This window comes from Methylocapsa acidiphila B2, from assembly GCF_000427445.1.
Taxonomy (GTDB): domain Bacteria; phylum Pseudomonadota; class Alphaproteobacteria; order Rhizobiales; family Beijerinckiaceae; genus Methylocapsa; species Methylocapsa acidiphila.
Map to the genome: position 1 here is coordinate 2260146 of NZ_KE386496.1, position 25133 is coordinate 2285278.

Consider the following 25133-nt stretch of genomic DNA (forward strand, 5'->3'; position numbering starts at 1 on the left):
ATAAAGCGTTGATGATACGTCCACCCGCTTTTCCTTCAGCCGCTCGCCGCTTCGCAGGGCCGCGCCTCCTTGGCGGCGCCTCGGCGTGAGCGCAATGGTCGCGCCCTTCGGCGCTTGGATCTCGCCAGTGACCGTCGAGCTCATGACCGGGACAACGGTCGGACTTGGCTCTGTTCTCGTCGACGGCGGCGATCTCTATTGGCTCGAAGCGAGGCCCTCTGAGTCCGGGCGCGCCGTCCTTTGCCGGCGCCTCTCCGACGGGCGGATCGACGAGGTCACGCCGGCTCCGGTCAATGTCGGCAGTCGCGTGCATGAATATGGGGGCGGCGCCTATTCGGTCGCGCAAGGCGCAATCATTTATAGCGAGCGGTCGGATGGCGGCGTCTGGCTGATTGAGGCCGGGGCCGCGCCTCGGCGCATTCCCACACCCGAAGGCTGCCGCTACGCTGATTTCGAGCTGGATCTCGCGCGCCGGCGCGCGCTCGCCGTCCGCGAGGATCATCGCGGCCGCCCGCCGAATGACCCAAAGGCGTCCATCGTCTCCCTGCCGCTCGATCCCGACGGCGTGGAGGCGATTCTGATCGAGGGGCCGGACTTTCTGAGCTCGCCGCGTCTATCGCCCTCCGGGGACGCCATGGCATGGCTCGCTTGGGATCATCCGAACATGCCATGGGACGCAACCCGGCTCTACTTGGCCGATGTCGGACGCGACGGCTCGGTCGGCGCGAGCCGTCAGGTCGCCGGCGCGACGCCCGAGGCCATCGTGCAGCCGGCCTGGTCGCCCAGCGGACGCCTGCATTTCTGCTCCGACCGAACCGGGTGGTGGAACCTCTACGCGCTAAACGAGGGCTCGTTGGACGACGGCTCCCCAAACGATGGCGTCGTCGCGTTGGCGCCGGTCGAGGCGGAGATCGGCGGTCCGCATTGGGTCTTTCGTCAACGCTATTACGATTTCCTTCCCGACGGACGCATCCTCGTCGCGATCGTCCGCGACGGAATCCGGACGGCGGCGCTGATCGATGCCTGCAAGATCAAGCCGCTCGGCTTGGGACAGGTGCAAGATTGCCCACAGCCCTTGGGCGATGGCCTGGCCTATATAGCAACCCCGCCGACCGCGCCGCCTGCGATCGTCATAACGGATGGACTCAAGGGCGGACGACCCCGCGAAGTGCGCGCCGGAGCGCCGGCTGCGCTTGCGCCCGAGGAGATTTCTCTCGGCGCGGCGATCGATTTCCCGACCAGCGACGGCGTCGGCCATGCGTTCTGGTATCCGCCCACAAACCCCGCCTACAAGGCTCCGGCCGGCGAATTGCCGCCCCTCGTCGTGCTGTCGCATGGCGGGCCGACCAGCATGACGACCAATCATTTCAACTTGAACGTCCAATGGTGGACCAGCCGCGGCTTTAGCGTGGTCGACGTCAATTATGGCGGGTCCACTGGCTATGGCCGCGCCTACAGGCGCCGGCTCGACGGGCGATGGGGCGTCGTCGACGTCGAGGATTGCGTCGCGGCGGCCAAATATCTCGTCGACCGCCGGCTGGTCGACGGCGCGCGTCTCGCCATTCGCGGCGGCAGCGCTGGCGGCTTCACCACGCTCGCCGCGTTGACCTCGTCGACCCTTTTCAAGGCGGGCGCCAGCCTCTACGGCGTAGCCGACCTGATGCTTCTCGCGCAGGACACGCATAAGTTCGAATCGCGCTATCTCGACCGGCTCGTCGGACCTCTGCCGCAAGCCCAAGCGCTCTACGAAGAGCGATCGCCCATTCATCGCCTCGACCGGCTCTCCTGCCCGGCGATTTTCTTTCAAGGCGCAGACGACAAGACCGTTCCGCCGAACCAGGCCGAGACCATGGTCGCGGCCATGCGCGCCCGCGGGCTTCCTGTCGCCTATTATCTCTTTCCGGGGGAAGGCCACGGCTTTCGCCAGGCGGCGACCCTGCGCCGCGTGCTCGAGCTCGAGCTGGATTTTTATGGCCGCGCCTTCGGCTTCGTCGCGCCCGGCTTGAGCGAGCGCGTGGAGATCGCCGATAGGGCTGAAGGCTAGGAGGGCCGACAGCGATCTGTCGGCCTTTTATTAGATCGCGTTGATCGATGGCTTTCAAATGAAAATGACGGATCTCCTTTCTATCGGAAGATTCATGTCAGGGGCCGAAGAGCGTCCCTACCGAAGCTTTCGAAGCAGTGTTCCAAATTTTGAGATCAGTCACAAACTGAGAGGCGTTGATCGCCGAGACGGTCGTCGTGCCTCCGCTCGTAGTCACTGTCGAATTCCAGATCACCGCATCGAGATCGCCGGTGCCCAAGCGGAAATTCGTTCCACAATTCGTGCAATTGTCCCCTTGAAATACGGTGCCGATGATCAAATTGACGCCTTGATCGACAAAGCTGCCGCTTGAATTCTGAAATTGGGCGAAGTTGTAATAACCTTCGGATGAAAAGTCATCGGCCGGCGTGCCGGGAAAACCGGTGATTTTATTGTTGCGGATCTCGACCCCATCGGTGCTGGTGCCAAAGAACGTGTTCTCCGAAATAAGGCCGAAGTCCAAATCTATATACGAATTGAATATGCCTTTTGCATTCGTCAGAATATTGCGGTTGATTTCCAGATTGCGCACCCTGCTGAAATTGAAGCCTCCATCGCCGTCGGGATCGATGTGTTGGTCCGGCCGCGTCCAGATCCCGCCATTGTCAGTGAGAGAATTTGCAATAATGGATATGTTGAGAAATTCGCCGGTGTAAATGAGGATCCCACGTCGATTGCCACTCATGTTATTGTAGGTGATAAGAGCATTTTGCAACGAGGGCACGTCGATTGCGAAATGATCTCCCGGCGATGGAATGACGTCCCATGGCTGATCGATCGTGAACGTATTGTTATTGTGGGCGACGACATTTCGGATCTGTCCCGCGCCCGCGCCGCTGACGACGGACAACACAGAATTGCTATAGTATTTCCAAGGGATGCTCGAGGAGCGCGAATCATCCGCAATCGTCAGGGAGGTGGCGGAGGTCGTCGTGCCGCTGTCGGACCGCTGTTTCTGACCGCCGCCCTCGCTAAGGAAAGTCTCCCCGTCATCCCAATTGAATTTCATCACGGCGCCGGCGGTGTCGAAAATATTGTTCTCGACGACGATTCTGTTGCCGAAATTGATGCTCATCTGCCGGCCGGGCGTCCGCTCGATGACGTCGCCGACGGCGATCGGCTTTCCGGGCCAGGGCCAGGTGACATAGGGCCAGCTCGTCTGCGCCGCCGTCGCGACCATCTGGTCGGCGTTGCGGGTGAAATGGTTGCCGTCGATCACGACATTTGTCATATCGTCCATCAAATTCTGGCCGCTGAACCAGGACACAGTATTGTTCAGGAAGGAGAGATTGCTCACTTGCCCGAAATTGATCGGACCCAAACCGCTTGCGCCATCGGAATAGGGGACCTGATTGTTAGGCGATTGGGTGATCGTGCAATCGCGGATCATGACCCTGTCGCCCTGCATGAAAATGGGCTGGCCGCTGCCTTCATCCCAATTGACGCGCAAAAGGGCGATCTTGCTCACGGATCCAAGGTTGGTGTTGGCGCTAACGACGACCTGGCTTGTCTTGTCGATATTTTGTAGGGAGAGGTCCGCGATGCCGGAGAGGCTGGTTCCGGGCGGCCAGTAGATGGCGAAGAATTGATACGAGGTCGCCTGCGGCGTGGTGGGGCCATAGACGATCTTGGTGTCGGCGGCGCTGTGGCCCCTCAACATCACGCCGGATTTCAAGGTGAGCCCGACGCCTGCCGGAGAGGCGAGGCGATAGGTCCCGGCCGGAAGATAGACGAGGCCGCCGCCATGCGAGGCGGCGGTGTTGATCGCGAGCTGGATCGCCCAAGTCGCGTCGGTGACGCCGTCGCCCTTGGCGTGGACGCTTAGGGACGGATCGCTGGTCACGTCATAGACGTGGTGGTCGTTCTCATTGGTTCCGGCGACGCCAGCCTTGTAGCCTGGTCCATTCTGGGCGATGAATTCGCTCCCCCAGGCTTGCCCCACGCCATAGGCGTCGGTTCCGGCGGCGTGGCCGAGAAGCGTGCTGTCGGCGGTCGCCGAGCCAAAGGTGTTGGTCACCACGACCTGATAGGTCTTTCCGGCGGCTATGCCGTTCGGCGCCTTGAAGTAGAGCTGATAGGCGTCGTTGGGTCCGGTGAAGTCCGGCGTGACGGGCGCGAGCCATGAATTGGTCGCAACGTCGATGAAGTAGATTCGCGGCGTTGCGCCGTTCAAATAGAGGTTTCGGCCCCAGATCCGAAAATATTGGCCGGGAGCGATGTCCGGCCCGCTGAACTGCATGGCGCGCGGCATATTGATGTAGGCGTGAGCGCTCGAGGTCGCGCCGTCTGAGATCCAAAACTCGTAAGTGTCGATGGATTGGGTCGCGGGCACTTGAAACACTGCGACGGTGCTCTGCCCGCGCAAGACTGCAGGCTGTGCGGTTTTGGATTCGTGGACCGACTTGAAAAAGACCTGCGGCGCCGCGCCGAAGCCGGTTCCAGTGACGCTGATGACGTCGCCAGGACTGGCCGAGAAGGGCTGGTTGAAAATGATCGGCTTCGCCGAGGCCGCGTGGGATGAAACGAGCAGAAAGCCAGCCCCGAATAGGGCGATCGATCTTGCCAGACGTTGAATCGACGGCATGACTAACTCCATACGACAATTGACAGTCGTATTTGAACAGCCATGCGCAGTTATTATAATTGATATACATCAACATAATTTAGTCATATTTTTAATAAGCTTGAACGTTACGTTTTTTGGCTAGCCGCTGCAACAGTTACCTGATTGAAAATAAATGGGTTTTTAGGTTCTGCTGATTCTGCATGACGCTGCGGCTCAACAGCGCAGCACTATAACTGGCGTGAGCCTTGCGACAGTATGTGCGGAAGGAAATGACGAGACGTGCGCCTGATGTTAGGCGAAAGAGCGATCACTGCATGACGTCGACCGACGAATGCGAGAGACGCGCCCGCTACACAACGAGGACTGGAAAATGGCCAGCGATTACGCGTTCATTCGCGCCTACTGCAAATATATCGAGGCGAGGGAGCCCTATTTGGACGATCTCGTCCGCCGCGCCCGCCGAGAAAACGCGCATAAGGACGTTTACGCCTATGACGACGACGCCAAGCGCTGGATCTTGTTTTCCGAGCTCGAGGCGAAGGCGGAAGGCGACGCCGCCGTCGCCGAACAGGTCAAGACGATACGCGCGATCATGCGGTGACGCTCGGCGCCCTCTGTGGCCTCAAATCAAGCGGTTTCGATCGCCTCGAACACCTTGAAAGCAGCAACATGCTCGGCGGCGTCATGGACGCGAAAGATCGACGCGCCATGTGCGGCGGCGACAAGATTGGCGGCGATCGTCCCGATAAGCCGATGATCGGCGCCGTCTCCGAGGATTGGGCCGAGAAGCGACTTGCGCGAAACCCCGACAAGGACAGGGAGGTCGTAATCCCGCAGCGCCGTCAACCGATGCAAAGCCTCGAGATTTTGCGCCCGCGTCTTGCCGAAGCCGATGCCGGGGTCGAGAATGATGCGACTCAAGGGAATCCCGGCTTTCGCTGCGAGCTTCAAGGAATGATCGAAGAAACGGCGCATATCGGCGACAATGTCGCATCCGGGATCGACCTCCTCCCGATTATGCATGATGATGACGCCGAGCCCGGCTTCAGCCGCGACATCGGCCATGGCCGGATCGCGTTGCAGGCCCCATACATCGTTGACAAAGGCCGCGCCCTGGGTAGCGGCCCAGCCTGCGATCGCGGCTTTTGACGTGTCCACAGACACCGGCCGGTCGATTGCCGCGACGAGTTCGCCAAGCAGCGGCGCGAGTCGCGCCTGCTCCACCTCGGCTGATACCGGCTGATGGCCGGGCCTGGTCGATTCGGCGCCTACGTCGATAATGTCCGCGCCATCCTCGACGAGCCGACGCGCCTGGGCGACGGCCGCGGACGCTTCCTGAAAACGGCCCCCATCGGAAAACGAATCCGGGGTGACGTTCACAATGCCCATCACCAGGGGATGCTTGCCGGCGCGCGCCAAAAAAGCGTCGCGCCGCGCCGCGGCGGCTCCAGCCATGGTTCCGCTCAAATGGATTTCCTCGCTTGATCCGGATAGCTGCACCGCCATTTCACGACCTTCCGATCCGGGTGGTTATCGGACCATTGCGCTATAGTCGGCGGCGCTTGCAACATACATTGCATCAAAGATCCCTGATCCAGAAAAGCGAGCTGGCGCTCCTCGCATGAGGAAGGATTGGCGAGGCTGCAAACGGTGAGAATCAACTCCACGAGGCTCATTCGCATCTCCTCCTCATATGCGTCTCCTATCTGCCTGCGAGTGCAACGCGTCAAAGTCCCTCTGTGAGTCACTCATGCCAGCGCGCGTCACGCTCCGTATTTGATATAGGCGAAACGCTGATCGCCCTCGGGCGTCCCTTCCAGAGCCCCGCCTTCCTTGCCCGGCCTCCAGAAAATGACGTCCTCGATTTTTTTCGCCAATTCGAAATCCTTGTCAGTAATGCCCTTGGCCGTATGGGTCTGCAAGCGAACCTCGACCCAGGCGTAAGAGGCGGTGAGATCCGGGTGATGCCAAGCGGCTTCCGCGAGATGGCCGACCGTGTTGATCACCATTAGCGTGCCTTTCCAGCTCGCGGTCTTGTAGGTGCGGCGGATCCAGCCGCCCTCCAATCGCCAATGGGGCAACTCGCGCGCGAGCCTTTCCTTGACTTCATCTTCGCTATAAGTTCTCTCCTCGGCGGCGTGGCTCATGGCTAAATCCAATTCCCTTGAGATCGCGATGCATCTGGATCGGACCCATCCGCGTGCATACGCATCCGCTGCAAACAAATCCGCGCATATTGGTCCACCTGCATGCCGCGATTTGGCCTCCGATCGATTCAGAGCGACCAACCGGCGCACGACGCCCGTCCGCGCGGCTCTCGAATCTTGTCCTCTTCGGGCGCGCTACTGATGCCTTTTAACTCCCAGGAGCGCGCCGCGATCCATCGCGCGGCGCAGGATGTCAAAAAGTGAAGGCCGAACTTTCGCATAAAAGCCTGCCCTCGTTTTTGGAACTCCATCGGGACGTCTGGACCCATCCATCCAAAAGCGCTTGATCTGGAAGCTAGAAATGCGCCAGACGCACCTTTCTCGGCGCATCGCAGCAGCATACAGAAAGTTTCGCCATGTCCGGTTCGACCAATTCGCCTTCAAGAGGCTTGGGACCCTCGCCGTCAAGGGATTTTCGGCGACTCGCGTTCGCGGCGTCAGTCGCGGCGACCGTCATGACGCTAAGCTCATACGACGCCCTTTCGCAGCAGCGCGGTAAAGCCAAGACCGACCCGGACTGGCCCTGTCAGCAGATTCTCGTCGAAACGATCTCGTTGCCCGCGGTCTGGTCCGGGCCGTCGATCGAGGACAAGAAGCAGCCAACCGACGCCGCCTTCGAGGATCTTGTCGCTCGACTCTCTGCGCGGCGCCTGCCGCTCGACCAAGCCGAAGCCGCGATCGACTTATTCGCGCGATCCAAGGGCGCGAACCGAGAGTCCGAGCTGACCGCCCTCTTCGCGGCGCTCTTCGAGAGGCTCAACGCCGAGCGCGCGCAAGTCATCGACGGCCTTCGCCGTTTCGGGCGCGGGCAAAGGGAGCTCGCCGCCAAGATCCGGGCCGAGAACGCCTTGATCCAATCGGGCGCGGCGTCGCCAGAGAACGAGGGAAAAGATCAGAAAGCGGACGCCCTGGCCTTGGACCTGCGTCTTTTCGAGGAGGGCCACCAAACGCTGACCTATGTCTGCGAGACGCCGACCCTGATCGAGCAAAGAATGTTTGCTCTCGCCAAGGCCATTGAGGCCAGATTGAAGCAAGCGCAGCCTTGAACCACATTCGAGCTCAAGGCTTCAAAAGCGCATTATTCTCATCGAGCAAAGGCACGCCATAGGCCTCGAGAATGCCGTCGATCTCGCCCTTGCTTTCAGCGATGAGCGCATTGAGGCGGCGCTTCCAGTCCTGGTCGGCGTGGCGGACGCCCATGCCGATCCGATAGACGAGGCGCGGCCCCTGGGCTTCCTTGACCAATGGCGCGATCTTCAGCCCCACCGCGGATTTCTTGGCGAAATATCCGGCGATTGGCCCCCAGAGAATGGCGACGTCGATGCGGCCTTGCTCGAGATCCGCGATCATCTCCGAGGTCGGCGCGTCATGCCTTGTGTCGACGACCAGCGGATAGGATTTGACATTGGGCAGAAGCGCGTTAAGCGCAAGATTGGTCGCCGGAGGGGTGCCGGCGACAATGCCGATCCGCTTGTCCTTCAAGCGTGGATCTTCGAGCGTCTCGACGCTCTCCAGGCCCGATCCTTTTTTCACGACCAAGGCATAGGCGGTGCGGTAATAGGGATTGGTTCCCTGGACGATGTCGTCGCCTTGCGGGATTCCCATGACGACGTCGCATCGATGCGCGTTGAGCGTATTGCGGATAAAGCCCGTCGCGCCGGGGTAGAAACTATAGGCTAAGCTCTTGCCGAGCTTTCGCGCAAAAAGCTCGGCGAGCTTGTTCTCGAAACCTTCGCCGGCTTCGTTGGAATAAGGCAGATTGCGAGGATCGGCGCAAACCCGCAGCACTTGAGGATCGACGAGCTCGATGGAGAACTCGTCAGCCGGCTGCGCGTGGAGTTCGACGCATGACGCCACTGGCGCCAAAGCCGAAGCTAGACATACTGCGACGATCCGCCAACCGCGCATGACGCTTCGATCACTTATCGCCGAGGCAAGCGTGTTCGGCTTCCGTCGTCTTCGGCGTCTTGTCTTCATGACTTTGCGGACGCCCACGCGGAATCGAATCATCCGATCTGGCGCGCAGATAGACGTAAATGTCGTCGATGTAGCACATCACGTTCTTATTGTCGCCGAGCGCCGGCATGACCTTGTTCTCGCCGCCGCCGAGATTCTGGCGTCCGCCGACCACAATGCCGTAGAATTCAGCGTAATTGATATTCTTGACCGATTCCTTGAGCGCCGGCGCATAGGTCGAGCCCTCACCGTCCGGACCATGGCAGACATGGCATTCCGAGTGATAGCGGCGAAAGCCGGAATAGGTGAACCAGTCCACCGCGCCGTCCGGCTTCACATTGAAGGTCGGATCGCCTTTGGAGTCGAGATATTTGCCGCCGTCGTCCTGCTTGACCGCTTTGGAGGGGGCCGGGGCTTCGGCGTTGGCCGCAGTTGCGCACGCAAAAATGAGGGTGAGGGAAGCAGCCCGCACCAAAGAGCTGATTTGCACGAGACTATCCTTGTTTGGAAAAGGCGAGCGTCCAAAAAGACGCTCGGCGCTGATGCGCCGAGCGGATTGGGACGCGAGCGACGAGGCGCTTACTTGCCCGGAAGGGCGAATACGGTCAGCTGACCGCCGAGCGCCGTATAATTTGCGAGCGACGCATAGCCGCCGACCGCGCCAAGACCTTCGGTTCCCTTCGACAGGCCAGCAGCGAGGCCGATGCCCGCCCAGCCGCCGACGCCCGAGAGCACCGCGACATATTGCTTGCCTTTGTGCTCATAGGTGATGACGTTGCCGATGATGCCCGAAGGGGTCTTGTATTTGAAGAGCTCGTCGCCGGTGCGAGCGTCGACGGCCTTCAGGTAGCCTTCCAGCGTTCCGTAGAAGACGACGTTGCCGGCGGTCGCGAGCGCGCCCGACCAAACCGAGAAGGGCTCTTTCTTCTGCCAGACGATCTTGCCGGCCTTGGCGTCCCAGGCGGTGAAATTGCCGAGATTGGTATCGCCCTTCGGCGGATACATCGACAGAGTCGCGCCGACATAGGGCTGGCCCGCCGCATAGCTCACACGGAACGGCTCGTAATCCATCGCGACGTGGTTGGCCGGGATGTAGAACAGATTGGTCAGCGGCGAATAGGCCGCCGGCTGCTGGTCCTTGACGCCGAGCGCGGCCGGCATGACGCCCTGGGTGTTCACGTCCTCGCCATTGGCCTCGGTCGAGAATTCCTTGACGACGAGCGGGCGGCCATAGGTCTTGGAGTTCTTGTCGAGATCGACCTTGGTCGCCCAGTTGACGGCCGGATCGAATTTCTCGGCGACGAGCGGCTCGCCGGTGACGCGGTCGATCGTGTAGCCGAAGCCATTGCGATCGAAGTGGACGAGAACCTTGCGCGCTTCCTGACCGACGAGGATCGACTCGTTGATGGAGTCATAGTCCCACTGGTCATGCGGGGTCAGCTGATAGACCCATTTGGCGACGCCCGTGTCCGCGTCGCGCGCCCAAATCGTCATCGACCAACGATTGTCGCCCGGACGCTGCACCGGGTTCCAGGTCGAGGGGTTGCCCGACCCGTAATAAATGAGGTTCAGATCGGGGTCATAGGAGAACCAGCCCCAGGTGGCCCCGCCGCCGATCTTCCACTGGTCGCCCTTCCAGCTCGAGGTGCTGGATTCCTTGCCAACCGGCTTGCCGAGATAGGTGGTCTTTTCGGGATCGATCAGCGTGTCCGCGTCCGTGCCGACCGAATAGCCGCGCCATACTTTCTTGCCGGTCTTGAGGTCATAGGCCGTGACATGGCCGCGGACGCCGAACTCGCCTCCGGAGATGCCGACCAGAACCTTGTTCTTGATGACCTGCGGGGCCGAGGTGCCGGTTTCGCCCTTGGCCGGATCGCCGTTCTTGACGGACCAGACGACCGCGCCGGTCTTCGCATCGACCGCGACAAGCGTCGTGTCGGCCTGATATTGAATGATCTTGCCGTCGGCATAGGCGACGCCGCGATTGACCGTGTCGCAGCACATGACGGGAATGACGTTCGGATCCTGCTTCGGCTCATATTTCCAAAGGATCTTGCCGTCGTGGTTCAAATCGAGCGCATAGATGATATTGGGGAAGGGCGTGTTGAAATACATCACGTCGCCGATCACCAGCGGGCCGCCCTCATGGCCGCGCAGCACGCCGGTCGAGAAGCTCCAAACCGGGACGAGATTCCTGACATTGTCGGAATTGATTTGGTCGAGCTCGGAATAGCGGCGGTTGGCGTAGTCGCCCGTCGGCAACGCCCATTGTTTGGCGTCTTTCGAAAGGGCGATCAATTCGTCATTGGCGTAAGAGGCGCCACTGGCCAAAAGCGCCGTGGCTGCGACGCAGGACATAAGCAGGAACTTGCGCATTCATTTCCTCCGGACAGTTTAGTCGTGGCGACTGCGATGCTTATCGCGCCTCGGCAGCCGCCTCTCATAGAATGCCTTCGCCGACCGCGTGTCATGACGCCGACGAGGCATTGCAGTTTCCACACGGAGGCCCTGCCTCACGTTCAAAGAGCGCCCGCGGTCCCGTCCGCTGACTTCTTGAAGCCGGAAAACTCCACGAGACGTATATATTGGCGCATCCTGTGACACAATAGCCATTCCAGACGCCGCGCAGAGCGCCGCCCGATCCAAGAAAATCGGCGGATTTGGCTTCGGCGCCCGTTATCCGACGCGATCGGAGCCGAGCGATTTCCTTCGAGATGCACGGATTTTGGGGGCCGACGCGCGACAGCGCAATGATGGACGGACGCGCGCCTTGGAAAATCCTAAAAGCAGCGAATTTCCGCTTCGGCCTGAGCCCGACGCAAATCCGCGGCGGTGGCCTTGGCGAGTTCGCTCGCGCGAAACAAACTGCCGATCTGGCCCTGCGCTTGGCTCATGCTGGCGACCGTCTCCGCCTCGACATAGCGCTCGTAAGGAAGCAAGGACGCGATGACGTCAATCGAGCAGGAGCAGCGCTTCAGCGCGTCGCGCGTCTCTCCGTTCGCCTTCATGCAGACGAAGACATAATCAGCGCGGGCCTCCGTCGGATAATCATTGGCGGCGTCGGCCGCCGCCGCGCCCGCGCCGGAAGCCAAGAGCAAAAGTGAGGCGTAAAGGATCTTCATCGGCCAATATCTATGCAAGAAGACGCGGCGCATCGATGAGATGACGCGGGCGAGCGACGCGCAAGGAAAATGGGCAGACCAATGGATTTGGTCGACCAATTATCCAATTGCGTCTTTTCAAGCATAGATCGGCCGCAGCCGCGGTTCTAGAGCTTTGACGCCCCGGCGTCGGGTTACTCGCCGGGCGTGAGATGAGGCGCCGGAGCGTCGAGGAAAGCTCCGAGCCGCGATCTCAACCTGCCCTCGCGCGGGCCCGCGCTCCAGGAGCGACGGGCGGGCCTCCGCCTCGTCAGCAGTCCCCAAAGCGCGAAGGCCGCCAGGGGCAGGAAAACCTGGCAGGTCATGCATAAAAAAACGCCGAGAAGCATGGCGGGCGCCCGGCCGCCGACCAGATAGCAATGGGCGATCAAAAGGGCGAAGGCCAGCGCCAGCGCCAAGCCGGCGCCCGACAGAAAGCGTTGCGCCTGAAAAAATAACCGGTTCGAAAACATGGCGTCCCCTCGAGAGGCAAGACCTCGCTATATAAGCATGATCTATGCCGCACCGCGTCGCCCGTGTTTGTGCGTTTTCGCTCTTTGCGCGCGCTGCTGACGTCCCGAGCGCGTCCCGATTGGACGAGCGGGAGCATGTTCAGAAAAGATTGATCGACTTTTTCTGAACGTGCCCTAGGCCCGCGGCGCGACCTCGCTGGCGAAGCGCTGAAGGCTCTCGACCGCCAAGCCCGGATCGAGGCAGGAGATTTTCAAGACGAGGCTCCCGACGGGGACGGCTGCGCGCAGAGCGTCAAGCCTGGTTCGGCAAGTCTCAGGCGATCCGATCAGCGCATGCGTCAGAGCGCTTTCGAGCGAGACTGCGGCGGGCGGGCGTCCCATGTGCAGCCGCATCTTATCGGCGAAGCGCTGCAGCGCCGGCAGAGCGGCCTTTTGCGCGGCCTCGTCCGTATCCGCGACGCAGACGTTTCGCAGGATGACGAGGTCAGGGTCGGCGCCGTCAGGAGCCGCGGCGTGATAGGTGGCGCAAAGCTCGCTCATCTGCTCCGGCGACCAGGCATGTCCCGCCATGAGCCCCTGCCCGCGCTGCGCCGCCGCCACGACGGCGCCCTTATCGGCCGAGGCGACCCAAACCGGCAGCCGCGGCTGGAGGAGACGGGGATAGACCGTCACGCCTTCGCAACTTCTCCAGCGGCCCTTGAAAGTCACATCCTGCTCGGCCAGCAATCGAAAGAGAAGATTCGCCGCCTCGTCCGAGCGCGCCCGCACCTCCCCGGGATCGACGTTGAAATGCGCATATTGAGCAGGAAAAGGCCCGCCGCGGGCGAGGCCCAGATTGAGCCGCCCCTGCGAGAGCAGGTCGATCGTTGCGAGATTTTCGGCGAGACGGATGGGATCGTGCAAAGGCAGCAGGATCGCCGCCGCGCCGATCCTGATCCGCCGGGTTCGGCCCGAGAGATAGGCCATGAGCGCTAGAGTCGCGCTCGATTGGGTGAAAGCGCTGAAATGATGCTCGGAAGCCCACAGCTCGTCGAGCCCAAAAAGCTCCGCCTTCTCGGCGAGATCGATCTGGCGCTGAAACGCGGCGAGATTGGTCTCCTCGCCATGCTCGAAATTCAGGAAGAGTCCGAGACGCATTTTCCTCTCGGATTGGCCGACTGAGGCGGGGCCAATTGGCGTGGGGCGCATTTCAATATACGAAATATTCAAAACGAGCCAGGATTGCGGCTCAATTTCTATTTCGCCAAATGCCGTCGAAGCATTCAATATGCCGCCGCCGATCCCAGTTACCCTCGTCGAATATAACGCTGATTGGCCGGGGATGGCCGCCGGCTATGCCGCGTGTTTAAAGCAGGCGCTCGGCTCGAGTCTTGTAATTGTCCATCATATCGGCTCGACTTCCGTGCCAGGGCTGGGCGCCAAGCCAATCATCGATCTGATGCCCCTCGTCACCGATTTGGCGGTGCTCGACCAACAACGCCAGCACGTCGAGGCTCTCGGCTACGTTTGGCATGGCGAACTCGGCATTTCGGGAAGGCGCTATTGCACGCTTTCCGATAAGATCGGCATTCGCCTGGGGCAGCTTCACTTTTTCAAGGCGGACTCGCCAGACGTCCGGCGTCACATCGCCTTTAGAGACTACTTGCGCACGCATCCCGAAGCAGCCCGCGCATATGAGCATGAAAAACGCAGAGCGCGAGACCTGCACCCGGACGATTCACACGCCTACACCGATAAAAAGGCTGCGTGGATTCAAGTGATCGAAGCGAAAGCGCTCATTTGGTTTGAGACGCGAGAACCGGATCTTCGCAGGAATTCAACCTGAAGCTCAAACGCCGCCAAACAGGGCTTATGACGCTGCGAGCGCGCCCGCCGGCGTGCGCGAAATGAAATAGGCGTTGACCGAAAGGCAAAACTCCTTCCAGGCCGCCGCGATGTCGCGCAGGATCGCCTGAAGATAGTCCTTCGAGAGCTTGTCTTCCCCCGGAAAATTCGAGAGGGCGCAGGACGTGCGGTTATATTCGATCACGGAATCGATGAGGTGCTGGATAAGCCCGTCGAATGTCTTGAGGATTTCCGGCGTCAAGGATGACCTCCCGCGTTCGACCGCGACATGGCTCATGTCGAAAGACAGATCCTCGAGCCGCAGAAGGGCGGCGCTGAAAGTCTGCTCCATGGTCGCGACCATCGCCCGCTGCGTTACGATCTCCTTGTCGGCGCTCGCCAGCAGGCGGTTGAGCTGGGTCCGATACGCGTCGAGCAGCTCCGCCTGCCGCCCCGCCACCCATTGGCTGAACAAGGCGACGCTCTCGGCGTTCGAGCCGGCGGGTTTCTCCTCAGTCTCGGAGAAGACCGGAGCGAAACGGCCGATTTCCCTGGCGAGTCGGCGCGCCGAGTCGAGCGCGCCTTCCATATAGCCGCCCGCATAGCTCGCCGTCTCGGAGCCGCCGAAGAACAGCATGCCGCTCCAGGCCGCCTGCCGCAAGAAGGGATTGCCGTAATGAGGATGATCGTCGGGCGGGATCAGGTCGCGCCGCGAGCAGGTATAGGGCTCTGTCGCCCAGTCCTGATAATGTTGCTCGCCATGCTCGAGCTCGGGCCCGAAGAGCTGGCCGATCTGATTGCCGATCAACATCGGCAGGCCGGCCTTAAAGGATTCGCGCAAGGAGGGCGGCAGAGCGAGAAAGCCGCCGATCGCCGCGCGAGTCGCCGTCGCGTCGCAGGCGTCGAAGACTTCGCCAAGAACGGCTTGCTCATGGGTGACATAGGCGTTGCCGGTATAGCCGGCCTCGCGCCACAAGGGGCGCTCATAGGCGACGACAGCCTTCGCCTCGCCGGCCATCCAGGTGTAGGTCTCGCGCATAGCCTCGACCAATTGGTCGTCCAGGCTCGGCTCGAAACGAACGTGCTCCTCGACGACGCGCGGCGGCATGGCGAGGACGACCCGCCGCGCCTGAACGACGAGCAAGGCGTCGCCTTGGCGGAAATGCAGCTCGACGTGATCGCCGCGATTGAAGACCGTGGTCAGCGCCTGCTCGAGGCGCAGCCGCTCGGCGGGGATCTTCTTGGCGAGCGCCTCGATCACCGAAAGCATGCCGCCTTCGACCCGCCGCGCCCCGGCGTGAACGCTTTCATTCTCGGTCGGCGAAGGGCGCTTGTCGTGGTCGTGCAGCCGCATGACGGTCCCGCTGTCATGCTGGGCGAAGCTCACAAGGCCGAGATCCGCGACCAGACGCGTCATGCCGGGCTGCGTGTCGGGCCAATACCAGGTCGGACCGAGATCCACCCGCATGCCGGCCTTTTCGGAGGGCTCGGAAAGCACGCGCCCCCCCAATCTTGGGCGCGCCTCGAACAGGGTGAAGGGCCGCCCTTGGGCCTGCAAGCCTGCGGCGAGCGCTAGCCCGCACAAGCCGCCGCCGACGATTGCAGTGTCCAGCATGATGCTTCTCCCGAACCGAATATTGCCGCGCCGCGCGGCCTTCTCCGCGATCCGCCCCATGAACTTAGCAAGACATGGGCCGATCGCGGGCGGATCCCGCGCCTCGCCGCCGTCAGCTCAGCGCTGCGGGACGATGATCAGGCGCTCGACCGGATTGCCCTCAACGAAATGCGACTGAATGATCTCGTCGATGTCCTCGACCTTCTCTGGCTTGTACCAGATCCCCTCGGGGTAGACGACCATCAGCGGACCAGCGCGGCAAAAGCTGAGGCAGCCCGAGGCGCTCACATTTACGTCGGGAAGCTGCTTGGCCTCGACCTTTTGCATCAGGCGGTCCCAAAGCGGCTGGGCCCCGTTCTCCATGCAACTCCCGCGCGGATGGCCAGGCGGCCGCTTCGTGAAACAGGCGAATACGTGGTACTTGAAGACTATCGGTATATCGAGCGACATAAACCCGTCCTAGATTGGCGACTAAACCGCACTTAGAATTATTCAATTCTTGTGCCGTTCATGCCGTCATTCGCCCACAGACAGGCTAAGACGCCGTCGCCGCGAAGGCTGGAACGTCGGCCGCGAACCCTGCGAGCCAGTGCGCGAGCCTCGGGCGCGTTTCCCGCCAGGCGCCGTGAAAGCGCAAGTCGAGATAGCCAAGCGCGCAGGCGAGAGCGACATGGGCGACGTCGCGGCGGCCCTCGGGCGGCGCGCCTTCGAAGGCGGCGAGACCGCGTGCGACCTTGTCCGCCTGATTCGCCAGCCATTTCTCGTTGCGCGCCGCAGGTTCGCGGAGGCGCTCCTCATAGATTTGGAGCAGGCTCGCGTCGGCTATTCCATCGGCGAGCGCGGCCTTGGTCAGGGTCCTGAACCGAATCGCCGGATCGGCCGGGATCACGACGTCTCCGCCAGCGAGAAAATCGAGATATTCGACGATCACGCGACTGTCGTAATAGGACGTCCCGTCGCTCAGGACGAGGGTTGGGATCTTGCCCAAAGGGTTTTGCTCGCGGAGCACGTCGGCCGGATCGTTCGTGTCGGCGGCGATGATCTCGAGCCGATCCGTCAAGCCGACGAGGGCGGCGATAATTTGGACCTTCCGCCCGAACGGCGACGCAGGCGAGGTGCGCAAGATCAGCTTCGTCACGACAATCTCCTTGGGCCAGCCAGCGGCGGGCGCAGCATAAGGAACCGTCCGCATAAGGCGAGCTAAAGGTCAAGCCACCGCCTCCCGCACGACGCGCCCCTCCGCCGCAGGATTATGCTCCAAGGAATATGCTTCGAGTCTTGAGACGTCAGAGCGATGCGTCGACCGACAGGATGAGCCCGTTTAGTCGAGAAACGCTCCCCACGCGGCGCTCGGCCGCCGCGCAGAAACTATTGAACTTGCAAATCGACCGCTTTTGGCCCCTTGCCTTTCTTATCCGGCTCCACTTCAAAGGCGACGCGTTGCCCTTCCGCGAGCGACGCCAAACCGGCGCGCTCGACGGCGGTGATATGGACGAAAATATCGCGCCCGCCGTCATCCGGCTTGATAAAGCCGTAGCCCTTGTCCGCGTTGAAGAATTTGACGGTTCCCTGCTGCGACATAGGACATTTCCCTTCCCATCGAGTTCTTGCTTTTTGGCCCCTTACATAGAGGGGCCGCACTTGGCCTTGCGGCATCGGACTCCGTTTTAGAATGAGTCCGATTTGAAGAAACTGGAGCAGCGTCAAGCTTTGGCAAGGCGCCTCATGATTTCGCGATCCACTCGATGAGATGGCCGGACGCGCCCTTGGCCAGGCTTTGGCTCAAGCTTGGCAGGATGATTTCGGCCTCCGCATCGAGCCGGTACGGCGGATTGACGATGATGAGCCCGGTTCGGACCAGCCCGCTCCCCGTATCGGGCGCGACCTGAAGCTCGAGCCGCAAGAGCGATTTCGCGCCGGCCTCGGCCAGAGTCCGAGCGAGAGCGTCGACTTGGCCTTTGTCCTTGACCGGATACCAGAGGAGAAAGATTCCGGTCGCCCATTTGCGCTGCGCCCCCTCCAGGGCTTTGGCCAGCTTCAAGAATTCCTCAGCGTCTTCAAAGGGCGGATCGATCAATACGAGGCCCCGCCGCTCGACGGGCGGGATGAACGCTTTGAGGCCCACATAGCCGTCGATCTCGATCAGCTTCGCCCTCCGGTCGGCGCCCAGATGCGCGCGCAGATCCTGAAAGGCGCGCAGATGCAGCTCGCACAGGATCATGCGGTCCTGGCGCCGCAACAGCGCGCGGGCGATTTCCGGCGACCCCGGATAGCGCCGCGGCTTCGCGTCGAGAAATGGGGCGACGACGTTAAGATAGGGCGCGATAAGGGCTTGCGCCTCCGGCGGCAGTTCGGCCGCCGCGAGCCGGCCTATGCCGCCGCGCCATTCGGCCGTTTTTTCGGCCTCTGGAGCGGAAAGGTCATAGATCCCGCTTCCCGCATGAGTTTCGATATAACGGAAGGGCGCCGGCTTGGCGGCCAGATGCAGAAGGATGCGGGTCAGAATAATATGCTTGAGCACGTCGGCGAAATTGCCGGCGTGAAATTCATGGCGGTAATTCATGGCGGTAATTCAGGGTCCCGCGCGCCGTCGCGCGCTTGTTTCGCCGTCCGTCGAAACGGCGCGGCCGCAAACCGGATCGGGTCGGTTCGGGATGTGTCAATTCCATTTCGCTCGAATCAACGCAAATAGGGCTATGGCGCAAAGACCGGCGCGGGACGCCGCTCCGCCGCCTGCCACCACCATGTCCCTCTCTCCAATAAAGGCGCGTCTCGATGCCGACCCTCTATGGCTATCCGGTCTGGATCGCCTTCCTCGCCGGATTGGCGCCGCTGATCCTCGCCACCGAATTTGGGTTTCGCGCCGGGCGGCGCCTCGGCGAGGCCGCGCGGCAAAGGGCGAAATTCGAGACGGGATCGCTCCAGGCCTCCATCCTCGGCCTTCTCGCCCTGCTGCTCGGCTTCACCTATTCGACCTCGATGTCCAATTACCAGGAAAGGCGACTGCTCGTCGTGAAGGACGCCAACGCCATCGCGACGGCCCTTCTACGCGCCCAGCTCCTGCCGAAGCCGCTGGCGCAACAGGCGTCCCAGGCGCTGCGGCGCGTTTTGGACCTTCGCCTCGAATGGGCCGCGGACGACGCCACGCAAGCGCAGTCGGCGGCCAAGCGCGGCGCCGAGGCCCAAAAGGACTTATGGGCGATCGCCGTCCGTTTCGCCGAGCAGGATCGATCGGCCGTGGCGGCGCAATTCATCGTCGCGGCCAATGCTGTCATTGACTCCGGCGCGGAGCGGGAGGCCGCGGCAGCGAATCGCCTGCCCATCCAAATGTTCGGCTTACTCGGCCTACTCGCGCTCGTCGCCATGGCGATCACAGGCTATGGCTGCGGCATCGCCGGCGACCGGGCTTTCGTCGCGACGACGATCGTCTCGGTCCTCGTCACGGCGGTCACCATCGTGATCTGCGACATCCACGAGCCGCGGCAAGGCTTTATCACGAAAAGCCAGCAAAGCCTGATCGATCTGCGCGCCTCGCTGGATTGAGGCGTCGACGCAAGCAAGAGCGCGTTCCAATTTAATGGAATGGTTTAGCTTTCGACCCAAAGCGGACTCTTTCGTTCAGCAGCGGTAGATTGGGTCATGGTCCCTGTGCCGCCCATCCCAGCGAACATGTCAGCTTCTGAGGCCTGCAAGCTATTGGAAGAAGCTGGCTGGCGTCATGTCGGCGCTGGTGACTGGTCGTGGGTTTTCGCGGACCCAAGCGACGCCCGGGCGATACGCGTGACACCTTTCGATCCCGGCTATCGAATGTTCGTCGATGAATGCCTGAGCGGACCGGCTAATCGCTGGTTGCCCAAGATGGAGGGCGTCTTGCCCCTAATCCGAGATGGCTACGTCGTCGTAATGGAGAGGTTGTGGCCAGCCGAAGAAACAGACGCGTCGACATTTTGCGCCGCGCTTGGCATAGCAAACGACACCGGTTACCCTCCGCCGACTCCTGGCCCTGCAGTGGCGCCCGATGAAGCCGATCTCGTCGCGCTACGAGCTCGCATCCGAAACCTGTTGGCGGAAGGGCGAGCGCGTTATCGCCTGTGGGCCGGGTCTGATGTTCGTGAAGGCAATGTCATGGCCGACCGCAAGGGGAACCTCAAGTTGGTCGACCCGGTCGGCGTGAGCGGATGGAAGATCGTCGAGGCTCTCCGCAGTGGCCGAACCGAATTGCTCGCCGACTTCTCCAACAGTCAGTTGGTCGACTTCCTGAGCATCCCGTACTTTGGACCTGGACGAGAAGGCGTTGCTGAAAGGGACGAGCTTCTCAGTCTCGTTGCGCTGCTTGCCGCCAATTCCAGTGGCGCACGGTAACCAGCCACGGCATGCCCGCACGGAGCATGTCAGGTGCTTGTTAAGACGACATTCCTCAGCTTTACGCGATCGCGGCGAATGGCAGCTTTCCACCCATCGCAGGCATTCAAACTGAAACATCACCAAAAACTCGATCAACTTTTTTGGACCATCCTTTAACTGGCGCCGGCATAGGCCCTTTCGAGCGCGGCGACGTCGAGCTTGCTCATTTGCAGCATCGCCTCCATTGCCCGTTTTGCGCCCGCCTTATCGGGGCCGCCGATCAATTCGGGAAGCCGCGCCGGGACGATCTGCCAGGAAAGGCCATAGCGATCCTTGAGCCAGCCGCAGCGGCTATATTGGCCGCCGGCGCCGAGCTTGTCCCACAGCTCGTCGACTTCCGCCTGATCCGCGCAATCGACCGATAGGGAAATCGCCTCCGTGAATTTGAAATAGGGACCGCCGTTGAGCGCGAGGTATTGAACGCCGGCAAGCTCAAAGACGACCGTCAAGACCGAACCCGGCTCTCCCGGCCCGGCCTCACTGTAACGCGCTATGTCGAGGATGCGCGAAGACGCAAACAAGGAGACATAGAAATTCGCCGCCTCCTCCGCCTCGCGATCAAACCAAAGGCAGGCCCGCACTTTTTGGCGCAGATTCATGGCTCCCTCCCTTCAATAGGGGCTCACGCTTCGGCGCGCGTCTTGAGATCGGCGAGCCCCTTTTCGAACGCGCCGCCGACCATCTTGTCGACATTGATGAAAATGCTCATCAGCTTGCCGAAATAGGGCTGTGCGCCGGTCATCGTCCAGGCGACCTCGGTTCCTTCCGGCGCCGGCGTGAGCGCGAACTCGACGCGGTTCCGGCATTTCATCGGACGCTCCATGGCGATGGTCATCACCACCTTCGCCGGGACCACGGATTCGATGATTTCCGCCTGGCCCGCGCCGACCTTGGAGTCGCCCGCAAAGCTGTTGACCGCGCCGACGCCGCTCGCCGGGCCGCTATAGGCGAGCTTGATCGCGGGGTCCGCCTTCACGAAGGGGTTCCATTCGTTCATCGCGCGAAGATCATTGATGAGCGGAAAGATCCGCGCCCGCGGCGCGGCGATTTGGATGGAGCGGGCGACCCGGCACATGTCCGGCTTCGTCGCCGCGTAGATCAGCAGGGCGGCGAGAAAAACGACGGCGCCGGCCGCAATGGTCGTCATCATGGCGGATGTCCTTTCGCGAGAGGGATGATCCAGCCCGGCCGTCAGGCGGGAACGATCACCATCCAGAGCAGGCCGAAGCGATCCTCGACCATGCCGAAGCGCGACGCGAAAAATGTCTTGCCCAAAGGCATGCGCACCTGGCCGCCATCGGACAAAGCAGCGAAGATCTTATCCGCCTCGGCCGCGTCCTTCGCGGCGTAGGTGAGCCCGAAGCTCTTGAAGCCGGCATTCTCAGCGCCGCAGCCGTCGGAGCCGAGAATGATGGAATCGCCGATCTTCAAGCTCATATGCATGACCTTGTCCTCCCAGCCGGGCGGGACCGCGCCTTCCGGCGCAGGATCGGGACTCTCCTTGTAGCGCAGCAGCATTTGCACCTCCGCGCCGAAGACCTTTTGGTAGAAAGCGACGGCTTCATCGGCGCGACCGCCGAAAAACAAATAGGGCTGGATGGTCACAAGATTCTCCTTGCCGTGTTGACGGAAAATAGGGGCCGCGCGCGCTCGCCACGCCCTCAAAGATGCGCTTGGGCGAGTTCCTCCGCGAGCTGCGCCAGGCTGTCGAACGCCCCGGTCCAGCCGTGTCGGTGCGACAACGCCGACTCTTCGGTCGCGAGGCCGGACTGGATGAAGCTCATCTCCGTCTTGCCGTCGCGCTCGTGCAACGCCACGATGATCTTCGTGATCGCGCGGGGCTCAATGTCGTTGCGCTCCCAAGTATGCGTGAAGGCGAGGCGCGAAGGCTTCTCGATCTCGAGATATTCGCCGCAATGAATGTAATCCTCGCCGTCCGGCGAGCGCATTCCCGAGCGCCATTTGCCGCCGACGCGCAGATCATTCTCCGCGAAAAGCACTTTGAAGCCTGCCGGGCACATCCATCGCAGCCAATGATCCGACTCCGTCCAGGCTTTCCAGACGAGGAGGCGCGGGGCGTTGAAGCTGCGATGAAGCACGAGCGTGTGGCCTTCGCCCGCCTCGCCGGTAGCACGCGCCAAGCCTTCCAGTATGGCCGACCAACCGGCGCGAATGCTGGCGTCGAGCGCCGCCCATTCCGGCTCGATCCGATGGGTCAGCGTGAGCATGCCGCCGTCGCCGTCCGGCCGGATCTCCACGGTCACAAGAGAAGAGGCGCTTTGCTTGTCGCTCCCGAAAGCGAAAACGATCCGGCTGGGGCGGAGGATCTCATGATAGGCGCCAAAATGAGTCGCCAAGAGCTCGCCGCGCTGCTCATGGATCGCGAAGCCGCCGCCAACCCTCGGGTCAATCTCGACATGTTTGGAGACGCCGCCGGGCGTGGCGAAAAGCCAGACGCCGACCGTGGTCGGATCGAACCAGGCGTCGAACAGGCGTTCGGGATGAGCGGCGAAACGGCGCGAAACGACGATCGCGTCGCGGGTGAGATCAGTTGCGAGGGTCATCGGGATTCCCCTTCTGCAGGTCCTGGAGATAGGCGTCGAGCCTGTCGAAGCTTCCTTCCCAGAACCGCCGGTAGGTCTCCAGCCAGCCCGCGAGATCGCGCAACCGCGCCGCTTCGAGCCGGCACGGCCGCGACTGCGCCATGCGCCCGCGGCTGATGAGCCCGGCCTGCTCCAGGACCTTGAGATGTTTGGAAATCGCCGGCTGGCTGATCGAGAAGGGCGCGGCGAGCTCGCCGACGGAAGCCTCGCCTTTCGCCAATCGCGCGAGAATGGCGCGCCGCGTAGGATCCGCGAGAGCGGAAAAGGCGGCGCTGAGAGGATCATCCATAGATAACCGCCCGCATATATAACTATATAGTTATATAGCGTACGACGTTTGGCCCGTCAAGCGCCGCCCATCCCGTCGGCGCCGGGTCGCTAGAATTTCAACTTGCGGCCAATGCCTGAGCCCTCGTGGCGAGAGCCACGAGGGCGGCAGGAGTGGGTGCGATGATCAGGCTGAGCGCGCGCCCGTGTGGATAATCGTCCCGACATGTTCGCCGCGGAGCGCCGCAGTGAGACGGCCCGGCACAAGCCCATTCACGATCTGCACATGCTCGAGATGGCGCGCGGTGGCCATGACCTCGATGAGCGCGCGGTCGAATGGCAACGTGCCCTTATGATTTGCGAGTTCGGCGGCCCCCATCTCGCGGAAGAACTGCGCCTTCTCCCCGCCCGGGGCGTTGGGGTCGGCGGCGTACACACCATCCACATCCTCCACGATCGTGAGGCCGGCGGCTCCGAGCGCGTCGGCGAGCAGGAAGGCGCCCGTGTCAGCGCGATGAGTCGGGATGCGTGAGGAGGGAAACTCGTGGTGGTGATATGGAGGAAAGGCGCTCCCCACGACCGCGCGCGCCGCGGTCAGGTGGATCGCGAGCTGGTTTGCGACAGTCGGATGCTCAACGTAGGAGACGCCCTCCGGCGCCAGCAAGGACGCAAGGATGTGGCCGTTTTGGCCGGCCTCGCTCGCGGCGAGCGGGGCGAGCGACCCGACCGGCAGGCCAAGGTCGAGGCCGACGCCGTAGAGGTGGCGGGCGCGGATGCCGGCGCCGGTCAGGATGAGCAGACGGTGCTCGGGCAGAAGCTTGCGGAGCTCGTCCACGATGGGGAGGATGGCGTCCGCGCCGCGATCCATGATGGAGCGGCCGCCGATCTTCACGACCTGAAGCCAAGGGAGGATCCGGACCGGACGCCTGCCGGCGACAGGACGGGTGAGCGTCCCGTCGAGCAGGGTCTGGCGCGCGAGCGGCGAGGCGACGTGTTTGATGCTGTTGGTGTGTTCGGACATGATCGTTGTTCTCTAGCTCGCGGTGATGATGGTGCCGACGTGTTCGCCGGCGAGCGCGCGGGTCAGGTTGCCGGGGACGAGCCCGTTCACAACTTGCACCTGACGGATGTGTCGCGCCGTCTTGAGCAGGTCGAGCATTGGGAACTCGAGGATCGAGTCGTGCAGCCCCTGCGCCTTCATCTCGTCAACGGAGATCTTCGGTATGAATGTGGCGTTCTTCGAGGTTTTCGGGTTTGCCGTGTAGAGGCCGTTTTCGTCCTTCACGAAGATCATCGCCTTGCAGCCGAACTGCTCGGCGACCAGAAAGCAGCCGGCGTCGGTGCGGTAGGGCGGGATGACGTCCTCGGGGCCTGGGCGCATCCAAAGTCCATAGGGCGGCATGCCGCTGAAGATGACGGCGTTCACCTCGGCAAGGTAGAGGGGGACAGCCGAGAGACCGGCGCCGTCGACCGAGGAGATGCCGTGCTTCGCGAGGAGCTGTCCTAGGATTACGGCGTTCTGATTGGCGACCGACGCGCCGAGCTGCGAGAGCACGCCTGCCGGCAGATTAAGCCCCGCCGCGATCGAATAGAGATGCCGGGCCCTTGTGCCTGCGCCTGTCCCGATCAGCAGCTTGTGGGCCTTGCGGACGGCGACGATCTCATCCACGAGCGGGAAGAGGGCCGCGCGGCCGCGGTCGATGACGCTCTGTCCGCCGACCTTGATGACCGTCGCATCCGGCAGAATCCGGAAGTCTTCCGCCGCCTCCGCCGCCGCTAGCAGCTGTGCGTCGTCCAGCGATCGCTGCATGAGGAGCGTCTCAAGCTCCGCCGTTGTATTGGCCATTGGGGCGCCTTTCTTCGTTGCGATGAGTTGTTTTGCCTTAGAACAACTTGTTACAACTAAGAGTGCGGCCAAACAACATATGAAAATAGTGTATCATTACGTGAAAATTACGTGTCGCACACCTTGCCGGGAAAATACTCACAAAAACG

Annotated in this window: 27 protein-coding genes; 6 read left to right on the top strand and 21 right to left on the bottom strand. The window is 62.0% G+C overall.

The window, feature by feature from the left end; all coding sequences use genetic code 11:
• Window positions 1–94 precede the first annotated feature (94 nt).
• Window positions 95–2044 (top strand): S9 family peptidase, encoded by a 1950-nt coding sequence (locus METAC_RS0113040; RefSeq protein WP_051335559.1) that lies wholly within the window; start codon window positions 95–97, stop codon window positions 2042–2044.
• Between the two features lie 97 nt (window positions 2045–2141).
• Here the strand turns inward: METAC_RS0113040 and METAC_RS0113045 are convergent, their stop codons facing one another.
• Window positions 2142–4667 (bottom strand): glycosyl hydrolase family 28-related protein, encoded by a 2526-nt coding sequence (locus tag METAC_RS0113045; RefSeq protein ID WP_026607377.1) that lies wholly within the window; start codon window positions 4665–4667, stop codon window positions 2142–2144.
• 352 nt (window positions 4668–5019) lie between these two features.
• On the opposite strand from METAC_RS0113045, the gene METAC_RS0113050 reads away from it, so the two are divergent.
• The gene (locus METAC_RS0113050; protein ID WP_026607378.1) at window positions 5020–5250 is read left to right on the top strand and encodes a hypothetical protein; all 231 of its coding nucleotides are present in this window, start codon (window positions 5020–5022) and stop codon (window positions 5248–5250) included.
• Between the two features lie 26 nt (window positions 5251–5276).
• On the opposite strand, the gene folP is transcribed toward METAC_RS0113050, so the two are convergent.
• Window positions 5277–6104, bottom strand: a complete 828-nt coding sequence (folP, locus tag METAC_RS0113055; protein ID WP_026607379.1) for a dihydropteroate synthase — start codon at window positions 6102–6104, stop codon at window positions 5277–5279.
• 308 nt (window positions 6105–6412) lie between these two features.
• A complete protein-coding gene (locus METAC_RS0113065; protein ID WP_026607381.1) occupies window positions 6413–6796 on the bottom strand; it encodes a 4a-hydroxytetrahydrobiopterin dehydratase in 384 nt (127 codons plus the stop codon).
• Between the two features lie 515 nt (window positions 6797–7311).
• On the opposite strand from METAC_RS0113065, the gene METAC_RS0113075 reads away from it, so the two are divergent.
• Window positions 7312–7902: a hypothetical protein gene (locus METAC_RS0113075; RefSeq protein WP_026607382.1), complete on the top strand. Its 591-nt coding sequence runs from the start codon at window positions 7312–7314 to the stop codon at window positions 7900–7902.
• Between the two features lie 13 nt (window positions 7903–7915).
• Here METAC_RS0113075 and METAC_RS0113080 read toward each other — a convergent pair whose 3' ends face one another.
• The 6 genes from METAC_RS0113080 to METAC_RS23560 all read right to left on the bottom strand — a co-directional run bounded on the left by METAC_RS0113080 (window position 7916) and on the right by METAC_RS23560 (window position 13562).
• Complete coding sequence (locus METAC_RS0113080) at window positions 7916–8764, bottom strand: substrate-binding domain-containing protein (protein WP_036255577.1); 849 nt, start codon at window positions 8762–8764, stop codon at window positions 7916–7918.
• Between the two features lie 10 nt (window positions 8765–8774).
• Window positions 8775–9296 carry a c-type cytochrome, methanol metabolism-related gene (locus METAC_RS0113085; RefSeq protein WP_425338932.1) on the bottom strand — a complete coding sequence of 174 codons (522 nt, stop codon included), beginning with the start codon at window positions 9294–9296 and terminating at the stop codon, window positions 8775–8777.
• 95 nt (window positions 9297–9391) lie between these two features.
• Complete coding sequence (xoxF5, locus tag METAC_RS0113090) at window positions 9392–11188, bottom strand: lanthanide-dependent methanol dehydrogenase XoxF5 (RefSeq protein ID WP_026607385.1); 1797 nt, start codon at window positions 11186–11188, stop codon at window positions 9392–9394.
• 404 nt (window positions 11189–11592) lie between these two features.
• Window positions 11593–11934 carry a hypothetical protein gene (locus METAC_RS0113100; protein WP_026607387.1) on the bottom strand — a complete coding sequence of 114 codons (342 nt, stop codon included), beginning with the start codon at window positions 11932–11934 and terminating at the stop codon, window positions 11593–11595.
• A gap of 173 nt (window positions 11935–12107) precedes the next feature.
• Window positions 12108–12425, bottom strand: coding sequence for a hypothetical protein (locus METAC_RS0113105; protein WP_026607388.1), 318 nt, complete (start codon window positions 12423–12425; stop codon window positions 12108–12110).
• Window positions 12426–12599: 174 nt separating this feature from the next.
• Window positions 12600–13562 carry an LLM class flavin-dependent oxidoreductase gene (locus tag METAC_RS23560; protein WP_036256473.1) on the bottom strand — a complete coding sequence of 321 codons (963 nt, stop codon included), beginning with the start codon at window positions 13560–13562 and terminating at the stop codon, window positions 12600–12602.
• Between the two features lie 130 nt (window positions 13563–13692).
• Between METAC_RS23560 and METAC_RS0113115 the strand changes: the two genes are divergently transcribed.
• The gene (locus METAC_RS0113115; RefSeq protein WP_026607389.1) at window positions 13693–14250 is read left to right on the top strand and encodes a GrpB family protein; all 558 of its coding nucleotides are present in this window, start codon (window positions 13693–13695) and stop codon (window positions 14248–14250) included.
• A gap of 24 nt (window positions 14251–14274) precedes the next feature.
• On the opposite strand, the gene METAC_RS0113120 is transcribed toward METAC_RS0113115, so the two are convergent.
• From METAC_RS0113120 to METAC_RS0113140, 5 genes are all read right to left on the bottom strand, one after another.
• Entirely contained in the window at window positions 14275–15864 is a 1590-nt protein-coding gene (locus tag METAC_RS0113120) for an FAD-dependent oxidoreductase (protein ID WP_026607390.1), read from the bottom strand.
• 117 nt (window positions 15865–15981) lie between these two features.
• Complete coding sequence (locus METAC_RS0113125) at window positions 15982–16314, bottom strand: (2Fe-2S) ferredoxin domain-containing protein (protein ID WP_026607391.1); 333 nt, start codon at window positions 16312–16314, stop codon at window positions 15982–15984.
• Window positions 16315–16399: 85 nt separating this feature from the next.
• On the bottom strand, window positions 16400–16993 hold the full coding sequence (locus METAC_RS0113130; protein ID WP_036256477.1) for a glutathione S-transferase N-terminal domain-containing protein: 594 nt from the start codon (window positions 16991–16993) through the stop codon (window positions 16400–16402).
• Between the two features lie 239 nt (window positions 16994–17232).
• The gene (locus METAC_RS0113135; protein ID WP_026607393.1) at window positions 17233–17445 is read right to left on the bottom strand and encodes a cold-shock protein; all 213 of its coding nucleotides are present in this window, start codon (window positions 17443–17445) and stop codon (window positions 17233–17235) included.
• 142 nt (window positions 17446–17587) lie between these two features.
• Window positions 17588–18427, bottom strand: a complete 840-nt coding sequence (locus tag METAC_RS0113140) for a 23S rRNA (adenine(2030)-N(6))-methyltransferase RlmJ (RefSeq protein WP_026607394.1) — start codon at window positions 18425–18427, stop codon at window positions 17588–17590.
• 212 nt (window positions 18428–18639) lie between these two features.
• On the opposite strand from METAC_RS0113140, the gene METAC_RS0113145 reads away from it, so the two are divergent.
• Both METAC_RS0113145 and METAC_RS0113150 read left to right on the top strand, forming a co-directional pair.
• Window positions 18640–19407 carry a bestrophin-like domain gene (locus METAC_RS0113145; protein ID WP_026607395.1) on the top strand — a complete coding sequence of 256 codons (768 nt, stop codon included), beginning with the start codon at window positions 18640–18642 and terminating at the stop codon, window positions 19405–19407.
• 237 nt (window positions 19408–19644) lie between these two features.
• A complete protein-coding gene (locus METAC_RS0113150; RefSeq protein ID WP_210162542.1) occupies window positions 19645–20226 on the top strand; it encodes a hypothetical protein in 582 nt (193 codons plus the stop codon).
• A gap of 155 nt (window positions 20227–20381) precedes the next feature.
• Here METAC_RS0113150 and METAC_RS0113155 read toward each other — a convergent pair whose 3' ends face one another.
• The 7 genes from METAC_RS0113155 to METAC_RS0113185 form a co-directional block, all read right to left on the bottom strand.
• Complete coding sequence (locus tag METAC_RS0113155; RefSeq protein WP_026607397.1) at window positions 20382–20867, bottom strand: VOC family protein; 486 nt, start codon at window positions 20865–20867, stop codon at window positions 20382–20384.
• A gap of 23 nt (window positions 20868–20890) precedes the next feature.
• Window positions 20891–21418, bottom strand: coding sequence for an SRPBCC family protein (locus METAC_RS0113160; protein WP_026607398.1), 528 nt, complete (start codon window positions 21416–21418; stop codon window positions 20891–20893).
• A 41-nt stretch (window positions 21419–21459) separates the two neighbouring features.
• Window positions 21460–21873 carry a VOC family protein gene (locus tag METAC_RS0113165; protein WP_026607399.1) on the bottom strand — a complete coding sequence of 138 codons (414 nt, stop codon included), beginning with the start codon at window positions 21871–21873 and terminating at the stop codon, window positions 21460–21462.
• Between the two features lie 56 nt (window positions 21874–21929).
• On the bottom strand, window positions 21930–22832 hold the full coding sequence (locus METAC_RS0113170; RefSeq protein ID WP_026607400.1) for an SRPBCC family protein: 903 nt from the start codon (window positions 22830–22832) through the stop codon (window positions 21930–21932).
• Complete coding sequence (locus METAC_RS0113175; RefSeq protein WP_026607401.1) at window positions 22816–23160, bottom strand: ArsR/SmtB family transcription factor; 345 nt, start codon at window positions 23158–23160, stop codon at window positions 22816–22818. Before METAC_RS0113175 ends, METAC_RS0113170 begins: the two co-directional genes overlap by 17 nt.
• A 165-nt stretch (window positions 23161–23325) precedes the next feature.
• Complete coding sequence (locus METAC_RS0113180) at window positions 23326–24159, bottom strand: amino acid kinase family protein (protein ID WP_026607402.1); 834 nt, start codon at window positions 24157–24159, stop codon at window positions 23326–23328.
• A 12-nt stretch (window positions 24160–24171) separates the two neighbouring features.
• The gene (locus tag METAC_RS0113185) at window positions 24172–24984 is read right to left on the bottom strand and encodes an amino acid kinase family protein (protein WP_026607403.1); all 813 of its coding nucleotides are present in this window, start codon (window positions 24982–24984) and stop codon (window positions 24172–24174) included.
• Window positions 24985–25133: the final 149 nt, after the last annotated feature.